Origin of the sequence: Micromonospora sp. NBC_01655 (assembly GCF_026339755.1) — a bacterium.
Classification (GTDB): Bacteria; Actinomycetota; Actinomycetes; order Mycobacteriales; family Micromonosporaceae; genus Micromonospora.
In genome coordinates, this window is the sequence record NZ_JAPEQF010000001.1 from 2,849,950 (window position 1) to 2,863,063 (window position 13,114).

General features: G+C 75.0%; 10 protein-coding genes. 4 read left to right on the top strand and 6 right to left on the bottom strand.

Features of this window, described 5'->3' with window-relative positions; all coding sequences use genetic code 11:
* Nucleotides 1-27: 27 nt before the first annotated feature.
* Complete coding sequence (locus tag OOK41_RS13390; protein WP_266264981.1) at nt 28-1,596, bottom strand: hypothetical protein; 1,569 nt, start codon at nt 1,594-1,596, stop codon at nt 28-30.
* Nucleotides 1,597-1,616: 20 nt separating this feature from the next.
* Entirely contained in the window at nt 1,617-3,320 is a 1,704-nt protein-coding gene (locus OOK41_RS13395) for a DUF4127 family protein (RefSeq protein ID WP_266264983.1), read from the bottom strand.
* 181 nt (nt 3,321-3,501) lie between these two features.
* Between OOK41_RS13395 and OOK41_RS13400 the strand changes: the two genes are divergently transcribed.
* Together OOK41_RS13400 and OOK41_RS13405 are read left to right on the top strand one after the other, a co-directional pair.
* Nucleotides 3,502-4,572 (top strand): LacI family DNA-binding transcriptional regulator, encoded by a 1,071-nt coding sequence (locus tag OOK41_RS13400; RefSeq protein ID WP_266264986.1) that lies wholly within the window; start codon nt 3,502-3,504, stop codon nt 4,570-4,572.
* A gap of 48 nt (nt 4,573-4,620) precedes the next feature.
* Nucleotides 4,621-5,292 carry a maleylpyruvate isomerase N-terminal domain-containing protein gene (locus OOK41_RS13405; protein ID WP_266264987.1) on the top strand — a complete coding sequence of 224 codons (672 nt, stop codon included), beginning with the start codon at nt 4,621-4,623 and terminating at the stop codon, nt 5,290-5,292.
* Nucleotides 5,293-5,402: 110 nt separating this feature from the next.
* On the opposite strand, the gene OOK41_RS13410 is transcribed toward OOK41_RS13405, so the two are convergent.
* On the bottom strand, nt 5,403-6,248 hold the full coding sequence (locus OOK41_RS13410; protein ID WP_266264989.1) for a DUF1028 domain-containing protein: 846 nt from the start codon (nt 6,246-6,248) through the stop codon (nt 5,403-5,405).
* 272 nt (nt 6,249-6,520) lie between these two features.
* Here OOK41_RS13410 and OOK41_RS13415 point away from each other — a divergent pair, with 272 nt between their 5' ends.
* Both OOK41_RS13415 and OOK41_RS13420 read left to right on the top strand, forming a co-directional pair.
* Nucleotides 6,521-7,474 carry an LLM class F420-dependent oxidoreductase gene (locus OOK41_RS13415; protein WP_266267814.1) on the top strand — a complete coding sequence of 318 codons (954 nt, stop codon included), beginning with the start codon at nt 6,521-6,523 and terminating at the stop codon, nt 7,472-7,474.
* 32 nt (nt 7,475-7,506) lie between these two features.
* Nucleotides 7,507-8,298, top strand: a complete 792-nt coding sequence (locus tag OOK41_RS13420) for an SDR family oxidoreductase (RefSeq protein ID WP_266264991.1) — start codon at nt 7,507-7,509, stop codon at nt 8,296-8,298.
* A 140-nt stretch (nt 8,299-8,438) separates the two neighbouring features.
* Here the strand turns inward: OOK41_RS13420 and OOK41_RS13425 are convergent, their stop codons facing one another.
* From OOK41_RS13425 to OOK41_RS13435, 3 genes are read right to left on the bottom strand one after another with little or no spacing between them, the layout of a single operon-like run.
* Complete coding sequence (locus OOK41_RS13425; protein ID WP_266264993.1) at nt 8,439-10,838, bottom strand: transglutaminase domain-containing protein; 2,400 nt, start codon at nt 10,836-10,838, stop codon at nt 8,439-8,441.
* The gene (locus OOK41_RS13430; RefSeq protein ID WP_266264995.1) at nt 10,832-12,094 is read right to left on the bottom strand and encodes a DUF58 domain-containing protein; all 1,263 of its coding nucleotides are present in this window, start codon (nt 12,092-12,094) and stop codon (nt 10,832-10,834) included. Before OOK41_RS13430 ends, OOK41_RS13425 begins: the two co-directional genes overlap by 7 nt.
* Nucleotides 12,095-12,110: 16 nt before the next feature.
* On the bottom strand, nt 12,111-13,112 hold the full coding sequence (locus OOK41_RS13435) for a MoxR family ATPase (RefSeq protein WP_117669574.1): 1,002 nt from the start codon (nt 13,110-13,112) through the stop codon (nt 12,111-12,113).
* Between the last annotated feature and the right edge of the window lie 2 nt (nt 13,113-13,114).

A 13,114-nucleotide genomic window follows, 5' to 3' on the forward strand; every position in this document is an offset into this window, starting at 1 on the left:
GATTAAGGTCGCCGGTCGGTGGGAGGGTCACCGGGTGCCGGCGTAGCCGACCGCCTTGAGGATGCCGAGCCCGTTGTGGGCGATCGGGAGAGTGCCCCGGGTGCCCTTGCACAGGTATTCGGTGGTGTCGGTGTCACCGTCGAGGTCGTTGGTGTCCCGGGTGGGTAGGAACATCGCGACCAGTGAGCGGTCGAGCAGGGCGTAGAGCGCGTCCTGCCGGTCCGCCTGCTGCAACCGTTGGTAACCCGCCGTGAACTTGGCCGGTACCAGTTCCTTGCGCAGCTCGGCGAGGACGCCGAAGCCGACGATGTCGTAGTACTTCGCCTCGGCGTTCACATTGGGCGAGGTGAGGCGGAAGAAGCCACCGAAGGACAGGTGCGGGTCGTAGTCCCACGCGTCACCCGACGGCGTCGCCCCCTGGTTGTCCGGTGGGTAGTACGGGTCCACGGCTCCGGACGCGGTGTCGTCGACACAGTCGAGCGGGTCGCTGGCCGAGGCGGTGTGCCAGCCCGGGAGGCTGGTGTAGGTGGTGTAGAGGGTCGCTACGGCGGCGGCCGCGGAACTGGCGCCGTTGAGCTGGCGTTCGTGGTCGTAGAGTCCGGCCAGTCCGTACTCGATCATGTCGGTGCCCAGGGTTCCGCCGGCGATCTGGCCGTTGGTGTAGGTGCAGGATCCCTTGCGGTGCCACTGGTTGTCACGGCAGTCCGCGCTGTACGCGCTCTGCGCGACCACCCGGTTCTGGCTGGTGGTGGGGGAGTCGAAGTCGAAGGTGTACCAGTCCGCGCCGGCTTGGAGGCCCGTGCTGAGGAACTGCCGGGCGGTGGCGGCCGACAGGCCGTACCTGTTGTCCGACGGCGCTACGGCTGTCTCCAACCGCTGCATGAACGCGATCGCCGTGAGATTCCAGATGGAGATCGTCGAGTAGAGGTTGCTCCAACTGGAGATCTGGTCCACGTAGCCGCCCGGCGGGCTGGTGGGCTGGCCGAGTCCGTCGACGAACGGATGGATGCCGTAGGACAGGTAGTAGGCGCGCGGGTCCTGCATACGGAGCAGGAACTCGCCGATGCCGGTGGCCGCGTCGAGGTATCCGGGGGTGCCGGTCGCCTGGTGGGCGGCCAGCAGAGCCTCTCCGCACGCCGCGTTGCCGAACGAGGTGAAGTAGCGGATCTGGCCGTCCGTGGTGCCGGCCACCGCATCGTCGAAGATCTTCGGTGCGTTCGGGTTCTTGGTCGGCCGGTGGGCGAGCACCGCGTTGGCGAACTCGTCGATGATTCCGGTCTCCACGCTCGACAGCGACCGCTGCTCGTACGCGGCCCGCTGGTCGAGGTAGACCGAGATGAACTGGAGGCTGGTGCAGGCGGCGGTGCTCTGCCGCGGTCCGCCGACGGTGCACGGACTCGCCGGGGAGCAGGGCCGGCCGGCTACCGTGAACTGGTTGCCGTAGATGTGTTCGATGTCCCGGCGCAACCCGTTGCGTACCCCGTCGTACGACGCCAGGAGCCAGTCGAAGTAGCTGTCGACGAGAGGGACGGGGGTGGCGGCGACGGCCGGAGCGGCCGGGATCGGCGCCGCGACGCCGACGATGAGCGCCGCCACCAAAGCCGCTGCCCGCGCCCTCACCGGTGCCCCCGATTCGAGGTCAGGACGATCCGGGGCTCGGCGGCTATCTCGCCGGTGCGGTCCCAGGGTAGGTAGATGTGCCAGGCGTCGAGTCGGTCCACGCGGGCCGTCACCGGCGATCGTCCATCGCTGCCGAGGGCGAGCGTGGCCCCGGCGAACTCGTCGGTGAACAGCTTCTCCGCGTACGGGGTGGTGTTGTCGACCGCGTACGCGTTGATCTGGGAGAAGTAGGTCTTGATGATCTGCGGGTCCGGCTCGCCCAGCGAGGACGCGTAGGCGGTGGTGGCGGTGCGGACGTTGTTGCGGTACGAGTCGGTCTGCACCAGTTCCGAGACGGACAGTTCGATGCTGGCTCGGGCCGCGTCGTGCAGGAGTGCCCGCCGTGCGGCCAGCACCGGCTCGCCGGCGGTGGCCCGCGCGCCGGGTGGCAGGTCACCACACACCGATCGTTGCCGCAGCGCCCAGCGGGACATCGCCTGGGCAAGGCTGATCCCGACGTTCCAGCCGGAGTAGCCAGCCAGCTCGACGTACCGGATTCGGCCGTTGAGCAGGGACAGTAGTCGCCGGTCGGAGTGTCCTGCGATCGCGTCGTCGCCAAGGGCCACGGGGCGGCCGGCCCGGACGTGGGCCACCAGACGGTCGGCGAACGGCGCCACCGACGCGGAACTGCCACCTGTGTTGGCCATCAGGACCAGGTCGGACTGCTCCGGCTGGTCCACGACCGTCCCGCCGAGGATGTCGACGTAGCCCCGGACGAGCTGGGCGTACGGGATGTTCTGAAAGGGCGCGGTCCAGGCCTCACCCGGCACCCGGGAGTATTCGATGCTCACCTTGGGACGCACGCCGGCGTCGCTGATGGCGATCTTGGCGATGAGCAGGGCGGCCACCACGTCGGCACCCGGGTAGATCACCACCCGGTCACCGACGCCCAGTTCGGCGATGCGGGCGGCGAGTGCCTGGGACTCCGGTCGGTGCAGGCCGTTGCCGGTGGCGTCGTCCTGGCCCACCACGAGGAAGTCGAAGATCCCTTCGGCAGCCCATTCGATCATCGTCAGGTTGACCCGGTGATTCCTGGCCCGGGTGGACAGATAGTCGCTTCGCACGTCGGCCGGGATCTGGGACTCCAGCTCGTCGAGGTGAGGGCGCTTCTCCACCATTCCGAGGTTGTCGACCTCGTCCTTCACCGTTGCCCAGACCCGCAGTTCGTTGCGCCACGGCCCTTCGGGGGTGAGCCGCATGATGGTGTCGAAGGCGTAGAGCCGCCGGTGCGGGCGGCGCCGTCGGACGGTCCGTACCGCCGCCAGCCGGGCGAATACCTCGGCCTCTGGTACGGAGCTGTTGCGGGAGTTGAGCAGTCCACCGTAGGCGAGCATCGGTAGGGCGACGACCAGCGCGTCCGCCGACGAGGTGAACGAGGTGAGCCACCGGCCGACGGCGCGACCGTCGCCGGGGGTGAAGTGCCGACCCAGGGTCTTCCGTGGCGGCAACAGGGTGTCGTAGCCGGCGCCGGTGGCGATCTGTTGCGGGGCGTACCAGGTGTAGGGCCGGTCGTCGAGGGGGACAAGGGCGATACCGCCGAGCCGTGGGGTCTTCGGCCGGGCGTGAGCCGGGGGGCCGAGGGCGGCGAGGCCGGCGCCGGTCAGACCGGCGAGGCCTGCTGCCCGGAGAAGGCCACGTCGGGACAGGGCATGATCAGGCATTTCGGCTCCTTGCGTTGCCGGGCGGTGCGCTGAGTCTTGGATCAACAGGAACCCCGGGTCAAGAGCGCCGGAGCCCGTAATTCGTATTACTGCGTCTGTCCACCCTTGACACTGGCTCCGCGGGCCGGGCAGCATCCTCCGCAACAACAGTCGGCAATACCTACACCTCGGAAGGTGGCCGGTGTCCGTGTCCGTAGGGCGGGGCAGGCTGACGCAGAATGAGATCGCCCGGATGGCCGGGGTGAGCCAGACGACGGTGTCCCTTGTGCTCAACGGCCGTTGTGAGGCGGCCTGGCGGATCGCCCCGGAGACCCGGGAGCGAGTGCTGCGCGTCATCCGCGAGACAGGTTACGTCGCCGACCCGCTCGCCCGGCGGCTGCTCCAGCAGCACAACCAGATCCTGGGCGTGTTCACCTACGAGTCGGTGTTCCCGAGCACCAGCGTGAACTTCTACCACCCGTTCCTGTCCGGCATCGAGGCGTGCGCGGAGAGCATCGGGTGCGACCTGTTGCTGTTCACCAGCGCCCCCGTGAGTGGCGGCAGCCGGCGGATCTTCCACGACAACAACCGCATCCGGCTCGCCGACGGGTGTGTTCTGCTCGGTCGGGAGATTCCCCGCGACGAGTTGGCCCGGATGGTCGCCGAGGACATGCCCTTCGTGTCTGTCGGTCGACGCGACGACGCCTATCTACCCTCCGGCAAGGGCGGTCCGGTGCCACATGTCGGTGCGGACTACGCCCAGGCCACCGCCGCCCTCGTCCGCCGCGCCGTCGACCTCGGGCACCGGGTGATGGCGTACGTCGGCGCCGGTGCCGGCCCCGAGTCCGCCATCGACCGACTGGCCGGCTTCACCGCTGCGGTCTGGGAGACCGGAGTCGACGGTCGGCACGAACCGGCCGACGGACGGACCCGGGCGGAACTGCTCGACGCACTGTGCTCGGCCCGGGTCACCGCCGTCTTCTGCGAGGAACTGGTCGAGGCGGTGGCGATGGCCGAGGCGGCGCGGGCCCGGGGCCTGTCCGTGCCCGGTGACCTGTCCCTGTTGGCGCTCGGCGATCCCACCGAACAGGCCGAGACCGACCTCGACTTCACCGGCTTCCGCATCCCCCGCGAGGACATGGGCTGGCAGGCCATCGAAGTGCTCGACGACATCCTGCACGGCCGGACCAGCGACCACCAACGGCTGCTCCCCTGCGAACTGGTCGAGGGTGAGACCCTCGGTGCCCGGGGCCCGGCAACCGGCCGCAACTGACCAGCGGAGTTTGCGAAACTGGAGGCTTCACCTACGACGGGGAGGCCTATGCGAGCGGTACGGGTGGCGTTCCGCGCCGAGTGCGCCACGCTGGGCGGGGTCCTGCGCGGCCTCGGCCCCGCCGATCTGGATCGGCCCACCGGCTGCCCGCCCTGGCGGGTACGGGAGCTGGTCGCCCACGTCTCCACCGGCGTCGGCCGCCTCGCCGGCATGTTCTCCGCGCCGACACCCGGCCGGGCCGAGGTGGACGCCGCCGGCTACTTCGGCGCGGCGAAGTTCACCCCCGAAGTCGACCGGGCGCGGATCGACAGCGCCCGCCGGGAGGCCCGCGAGCTGCCCGACCCGGCGGCGGTCGCGGCCGAGTTCGAACGCGCCTGGCAGGCGGCCGACGACGCGGTGGGCCGCCAGCCGCCCGGCCGGGTGGTCCGCACCCGGCACGGCGACGCCATGGCCCTGTCCGAGTTCCTGCTCACCCGGGTGGTGGAGGTCGGCGTGCACGGCCTCGACCTGGCCGCCGCCCTGGGCCGCGCGCCGTGGCTGACCCCGGACGCCGCCGAGGTCGTCGCGGCGCTGCTGACCGGTGGCCGGGACGTCCCGGCGGAGCTGGGCTGGGACCGGCTCGCGCTGGTGAGCAGGGCCACCGGCCGGGTGCCGCTCACCGGCCGGGAACGGGCCGTGCTCACCGCCGCCGGGGTGCGCTGGCTCTCCTTCGGTGGTTGACCGCCCAGCCCGGCCCGCCCCGCCCCGGCCCGCCCGCTCCGCCCCGGCCCGCCCCGCGCCGGTTCGGCTTGGTCCGCCTCGGCTCGGGCGGTGGGATCGCCGGGCTCCGGTCAGGCGCTGTCGGGGGCGGTGCGGCGCAGGTGCGCCAGGACGATCGGGTCGATCCGGCCGGGAACCAGGCGTTGCTCCAGGTTCTCCACGCCCGCCCAGGAGTCCAGCGCGTCGTACACCCCGGCCGCCCCGACCGGATACCCGGCGCCGGCCAGCAGCGCGGCGACCTCCCCGGCCAGCGGGCCGGCCAGGTCGAGCAAGGTCGCCGGGTCCGGCCTGCCGAACAGCAGCGTGTGCGCGTCGAGCAGCCGACCCAGCTCCGCCACCGGATCGGGATGGTCGTCGACCCGCAGGTCGACCAGGCTGTCGCCGGTGCCCGCGTACCCGCCGCGCCGCTCGACCACGAACAGGCCGGCGCTCTGCCGGCCCCGCCGGTCGCCCCCGGCCTCGTCGCCGGCGCGTAGCGCGGCGAGCAGCCGGGCCGGCAGCGGCAGCGCCGCCCCGGCCAGCCAGGCGTCCCGGACGGCGTCGATGACGTGCGGCCCGGCCAGGATGTTGCCCTGGGCCGCCCAGCCGTCCCCGGCCTGACCGCCGGCCCAGCCGTGGCACCCCGGGCCGGTCCAGGTCGCCCCGTCGCCGCTCGCCCCGACCACCCCGAGCTGACGGTCGTCGCGACCCGGGTCGGCGGCCACCAGCCCGGCGACCACGTCGGCGGCGGCCACCCCGGTGCGCAGCAGCGCCAACCCCTGCTCCCGGTAGGCGAGGTTGAGATGCGCCTGGGTGGCCAGCGCGCCGACCTCCGCCGCGGCGGCCGGCACCAGCGCCCCGGCGGCGAGGAACTTGCTGGCCACGGCGACACCATGCTGCCGGCCGTCGGCGGAGCGGCCCACGATCGAGAAGGTCACCCGAGCAGGTTAGCGCCGTCGGGCCGCGCCGCGCGTCGCCCGTACCGCCGGGCCGCGCCGCGCGTCGCCCGGGCCCGGCGCCGCTGTCGCCCCGGACCGCCGGGCCCGTGGCGCTGCTGCCCGTGCCGCTGGTGGCCCGGTGCCGCTGTCGTCCGCGCCGGTCGCCCAACTGGCAGGCGTGGCCCGCCGCGGGCGGGCGCGGCGCGGCCCGGCGGCGCCTTGCCGGAAGGCCCGGGCAGCGGGAGGATCGACCGGTGACGAACCGATGGGGTATGACCGTGCCGCTCGGCGGCATTCCGCTGGTCGACCACGCGGCTGTCTACGGGGCCCTGCACGGGGCGGGGTTCACCGACCTCTGGTCGTCCGAGGTGGCCGGGGCCGACGCGTTCACCCCGTTGGCGCTGGCCGCCGCGTGGCAGCCCGAGCTGCGCCTCGGCACCGCCATCGCCCCGGCCTTCACCCGGGGGCCGGGCCTGCTCGCGATGCACGCCGCGGCGCTCGCCGAGGCCGCCCCCGGCCGGTTCGCGCTGGGCATCGGCGCGTCCTCGCCGGTGCTGGTGCGGGACTGGAACGCGGTGCCCTTCGACGAGCCCTTCAAGCGCACCCGGGACGTGCTGCGCTTCGTCCGGGCGGCCCTGGCCGGGCAGACCGTCGACGGCGCGTTCGACACCTTCGAGGTGCGCCGGTTCACCCTGGAACGGCCGCCGGCCGTGCCGCCGCCGCTGCTGCTGGCCGCCCTGCGCCCGGGAATGCTGCGGCTGGCCGGCGCCGAGGCCGACGGGGTGATCCTCAACTGGCTCGCCGCCGACGACGTGCCGACCGCCCTCGGCGCGTTGGGGCAGCGGCGGGACGGGTTCGAGGTGGTGGCCCGGATCTTCGTCTGCCCCACCGAGGACGTCACACACGCCCGCGCCCTCGGCCGCCGGCTGATCACCAGGTACCTCACCGTGCCCGCGTACGCGGAGTTCCACCGGTGGCTGGGCCGGGCGGAGACGCTCGGGCCGATGTGGCGGGCCTGGGCGGCGGGGGACCGGCGCGGCGCGAGCGCCGCCGTGCCCGACGAGGTGGTCGACGCGCTGGTGCTGCACGGCTCGCCCGAGCACTGCCGCGACCAGGTGCGCCGCTACGCCGACGCCGGGGTGGACGTACCGGTGCTGGCCCTGCTGCCGACCCCGGAACCGGCCGGCGACCCGGCCGACCTCATTGCCCGGCTGGGACCGGCCTGACCCGCCCAGCCGGGCCCACGGAGGGAGCCGACATGAACCTCACCGACCGGGTGGCGGTGATCACCGGCGGGGCCGGCGGCATCGGCGCCGCCCTCGCCCGCCGGTTCGCCGTCGAGGGGGCGGCGGCCGTCGTGGTGGCCGACCTCGACGCCGCCGGGGCCCGCGCCGTCGCCGAGGACGTCGGCGCGGTCGCCCACGCCGTGCAGCTCGACGTCACCGCCGAGGAGCAGGTCCGCGCCCTGGTGGCCGACACCGAGCGACGGTACGGCCGGATCGACCTGTTCTGCGCCAACGCCGGGGTCGCCACCGAGGCGGGGCTGGACGCCGCCGACGCCGACTGGGAGCGGGCCTGGCGGGTCAACGTGCTCGCCCACGTGCACTCGACGCGGGCCGTGCTGCCCGGCATGCTGGCCCGGGGCCAGGGGTACCTGCTGCACACCTGCTCGGCCGCCGGGCTGCTCACCGCCGTCGGCGACGCCCCGTACACCGCCACGAAACACGCGGCGGTCGGGCTGGCCGAGTGGCTCGCGATCACCTACCGGGACCAGGGCGTCCGGGTCAGCGCGCTGTGCCCGCAGGGGGTGGACACCCCGATGCTCGCCGAGGGACTGGCCGCCGGTCATCTCGGGGCACGGGTGATCGCCGCATCCGGCGCGGTGCTCCACCCCGACCGGGTGGCCGACGCGGTGATCGCCGGCCTCGCCGAGGAGCGGTTCCTCATCCTGCCCCACCCCGAGGTCGCGAACTACGCCCGCCGCCGTGCCGAGGACCCCGACGGCTGGCAGGCCGGCCTCCGCAAACTGATCCGCCGCCTCCACCCCTGACCCCCACCCCACCTCACCCGGCCCCCACCCCCGGCCGGCTGACCCCGGTTGATCAAGAGGTTTGCGTCACCGGTGCGCCCGATCCCCGACGCAAACCTCTTGATCAACGCGGCGGGTGGGGTGGGGGCGTGGGGGTGGGATTAGGTGGGCCAGTGGAGGGGGCCTGGGTGGACTGACCAGAGTAGGCGGCGCCATCGGGGGCGGGCGGCGCGTAGCGCCGTGACGTAGTCCGTCGCCAGGGCCGCCGCCAAATCGGCCTGTGCCTCGCTGGCGCTGCCCGGGGCGAAGGCGACCTGGTTGAGCAGGCCGGCCAGCTCGTCGACGGCGGGCACCGGCGCGGGGACCGGGTCGGTGCCGGCCCCGGTGCGGCCGGCGCGGGCCTCGGCCAGGGCGGCCCGGGCCCGCTCGGCGACCTCCGTGGCGGCGAGGTCCCCGCCCACCGGCCGGCCGGCCAGCCGCAGCGCGTCCGTCAGCTCCCGCCAGGCGCCGGCGATCCGCCGGCCGGGGTCGCCCGTGGACAGCCGGGCCCGGGACCGCGCCCGGCGCAACGCCACCAGCACCGCCAGCGCCGCCCCGACGACGAGCAGCAGACCGCCGGCCCCGCCGCCGACCAACACCGGCGTCGACACGCCACCGGAGTCGACCGGCCGGGCCGGCCCGGCCTGCGCCGGCGGGGTCTCCGTCGGCTCCAGGGTCGGCTCGGGCACCTCCGACGGCGGCGGGTCCTCCGGCGTCGGCCGGAAGTCCTCCTCCACCGGGCGCGGCTCGTCGTCGGGCCGGGGCAGCGGGTCGAACGGCACCCAGCCCAGGCCGGAGAAGAGCACCTCCGGCCAGGCGAACGCGTCCGCCGCGCGCACCGGCCCGTCCCCGCCGGAGGAGAACCCGACCACCACCCGGGTGGGCAGGCCGACCAGCCGGCCCAGCACCGCGAACGCCGCCGCGAACTGCTCCGACGTGCCGCGTTGGCCACCGCCGTTGCGCGGCCCGAACAGGAAGAAGTTCAGATTCGGGTACGCGTGTCCGCTCGGCGCGTCCGCCACCACCCGGTAGTGCTCGGCGAGGAACTGCTCGATCGCTGCCGCCCGCGCGTACGGGGCGCCGTTGTCCTCGGCGAGCTGGGCGGCGAGCCGGCGCACCGGGTCGGGCACCCCGTCGGCCACCCGCAGGACCCGGGCCACCTCGTCCCCGGCCGGCACGTCCGCCGTGGCGAGCAGGTTGTTGTCCGGCCGCTCCGCCGCCGAGGTGACCGTGTACCGCAGCCCCGGCGTCAGCCCCTCCGGCCGGATCAGCGTCCCCGTCTGCGGGTCGTACGCGACCCGGGCGCCGCTGACCTCCCGCGGGGTGGCCACCGCGGGCAGCAGCCGCCCGCTCAGGTCAGCCACGGTGATCTCCTGTCGGACCGTCTCCACCGTGGCCCCGGGGGCGGACTCGGTCGCCGGCAGGATCCGCCCGGCGTTGCGGTACGTCGCCCCGACCCGCCAGGTCACCCCGTCGTAGTCGCTGAGCACCGCGAGCCGGATCCGCTCCGACCGGCCCCCGTCACCGTCGCCCGGCCCGTCGCCGCTGTCCGGCCCGGCGCTCTCGCCCGGCGAGGCACCTGCGTCCGGCCGGCCACCGTCCGCCGGGCCGGTCGACCCCGCCGGCGTGCGCGCCGGATCCGGGGCTCCGGCCGGGGTACCGGGGCGGCGCGTCGTCACGTCCAGCAGCTTCTGCCGCGGGTTCAACGCCCAGCCGGAGATGCGGATCAGCGGATTCTCGTCCAGCGACTCCACCTGCGGCGGCTCCACGTACCGGCGCGGGTCCACCGGCCGGTCGTCGACCCGCCCGGCCACCACCGGGCCGAGCAGGGCGGCCAGGCCCACCACCACGACCAGCCCGGCGGCGGTGGTGGCGGCGAGACGTACCCGCACCGCCGCCCGCACCCCCGGGGCCAGACCGACGGTCGGGTCCGGACCCGACGGACCCGGCCCCCGGGACGGCACGGCCAGCCCGACCGCGGCGACCGCCGCGAACGCCACCGTCGGCCAGATCGCCGGGTCCGCGTTCGGCCCGACCACGTACAGCGCCCCGGCGTAGAGCAGCGCCGGTGGGAGGTACCCCAGCAGCACCCGGCCGGCCCGCAGCGCCACCTCCGCGCCGGCCAGCCCGGCCAGCCACGCCGCGACCAGCGGCACCAGCACGGTGTCCGGGGTCGGCTCGACCGGGATCATCGCGGTCAGCAGCCGGGGAATGCCGTTGCGCGCCGCGTCCGCCGTCACCTCGGCCAGCGAGCCGGGCAGTCCGGCCGCGTCGGCGGCCACCCGCAGCGACCACGCCGCGTACCCGGCCAGGCCGGCCACCGACAGCGGGGCGACCAGCCAGGACGGCAGCCGCCGGGCGGCCACGCTGACCAGCACCGAACCCACCGCCGCGCCGATCACCAGCCGGGGCAGCAGGCCCGGAGCGTACACCCGGCCCAGCGCCACCCCGGTCAGCGCGACCAGCGCGACCAGCGCGAGCGGCAGCGGCGCCGCCCGCAGCACCCGCAGCACCCTCACCACCGGCGGACCCCGTCCCACTCGGCCGCGAACGCGGCCCCGTCGGCCGCGTCCACGACCACCATCCCGGTCGCGCCGGGCGGCGTCGGCTCCGCCGCCCCGAACACCCCCACCACCACCGACGGGTACGCCCCGCGCAGCGCGCCGAGGTGCCCCAGGTCGCCCCGGCCGCCCGGCCCGGTGAGGAAGACCAGCGTGTCGCCCAGTCGCTGCTGACGCAGCCGGGCCGTCGCCGCGCGCAGCGCCGCACCGGCGTCCCCCGGGTCCAGCCGGACCGCGGCGAGCCGGTCCAGCGGCCCGCCCCCGGCCTCGGCCGCCCCGCTCGCCGCCCCGCTCGCCGCCGTGCTGGCCGGCGGCGCGGCGCGCCGGGCCCGTAGCCGGCCCACGACCCGGGCCGCCCACCGGCCCCCGGCCGACGCCGGCTGCCCGTCGTCGGTGGGCTGCTCCGGGGCCACCAGCAGCAGCGCCACGGGCAGGTCGGCGCGCAGCGCCGCCGCGACCACCGACGCCGCCGCCTCGCAGGCCGCCTCGAACGACTCCGGGTCGGGATGGGCGGCGGCCCGGTCGTCCAGCAGCACCACGATCCGGGGCAGGCTGGTGTCCACGTTCTCCCGCACCATCAGCTCGCCCACCCGGGCGCTGGTGCGCCAGTGCACCCGGCGCAGCTCGTCGCCGACCACGTACTCCCGCAACGAGTCGAACGTGATCGACCCGTGCGGCACGCCGTCCACCCGGCCGTCGAGGCTGCGCCCGGCCCCCCTCGGCACCGCCGTCAGCGGGTGGACGCGCGGGTGCACCCACACCGGCACCGTGCCCGAGTACGGGCGGGCCAGCGCCACCAGCCCCAGCGGGTCGCGCCGGGTCACCCGCAGCGGCCCGACCGGCACCACGCCCCGCCGGTCGGTCGGCACGTCGTAGCTGATCGTGGTGTCCCGACCGGGGCGCAGCCGCAGCACCGGCACCGGCACCGCCCGCTCTCCGCAGCGGTCCTCGGCCAGCAGGTTCGCCGCCCGCACCCGTCCGGCGTTGCGCACCGTCAGCACCATCCGCGCCGGCTCACCCCGGGACACCCGGTCCGGGTCGGCGTGCCGGGTCACCTCCAGCCGGGGCCGCCACAGCGCCACCAGCAGGGCGTACCCCACCGCGACGGCCGCCGCCGCGCCGAGCAGTGTCAGCTCCGGGTAGGCGAACCGGAACCCGGTGCCGAGCAGCGCCACGGCGGCCACGAGCAGCCCGGCGCCCCGGGCGGTGATCCCCACGTCCGTACGGCCCGCCTCAGCCCTGAACCGGGGCCGGGGCGACCTGACCCGACGGCAGCGGCACCGGCACCGAGGCGACCGCCTGACGGAGCACCTCGGCGGGGGTCACCCCGCGCACCTGCGCGTCCGAACCGAGCAGCAGCCGGTGCGCGAACACCGGCTCGGCGAGCGCCTTGAGGTCCTCCGGCATGATCCAGCCCCGCCCGTCGATCAGCGCGTACGCGCACGCCGCCCGGGTCAGCGCGATCACCCCCCGGGGGCTCACCCCCACCCGTACCTGCGGGTGGTGGCGGGTCGCGGCGGCCAGCCGGACCGCGTACGCGTACAGCGGCTCGGCGATGTGCACCCGCCTCGCCATCCGCACCATCTCCCCGACGGTGTCGGTGTCGGTGATCGCCGCCAGCGCCTCGGGGGAGCGGACCGTCGCCCCGCGCAGCACCTCCACCTCGACCGCCTCGTCGGGGTAGCCGACGGAGAGCTTCACCAGGAACCGGTCGAGCTGCGCCTCCGGCAGCCGGTACGTGCCGTCCATCTCCACCGGGTTCTGCGTGGCGACCACCAGGAACGGCTGCGGCACCGGGTGCCGGACCCCGTCCACGGTGACGGTGCGCTCCTCCATCACCTCCAGCAGCGCCGACTGGGTCTTCGGCGACGCCCGGTTGATCTCGTCGGCGATGACGATGTTGGCGAACACCGGCCCCGGGTGGAACTCGAAGCCCCGGGTGGCCTGGTTGAAGATGGTCACCCCGGACACGTCCGAGGGCAGCAGGTCCGGGGTGAACTGGATGCGCCGCCACTGCCCCTTCACGGTGGCGGCGATCGCCCGGGCCAGGGTGGTCTTGCCGACCCCCGGCACGTCCTCCAGCAGCACGTGACCCTGCGCGAACAGCGCCGTCAGCGCCAGCCGGACCACCTGCGGCTTGCCCAGCACCACCGAGTTGACGTTCTCCGCCAGCCGGGCGGCGAGGGCGGCGAAGCCCTGCACCTCCGGCTGGGTGAGCGGTTCGTTGGTGTTCACGG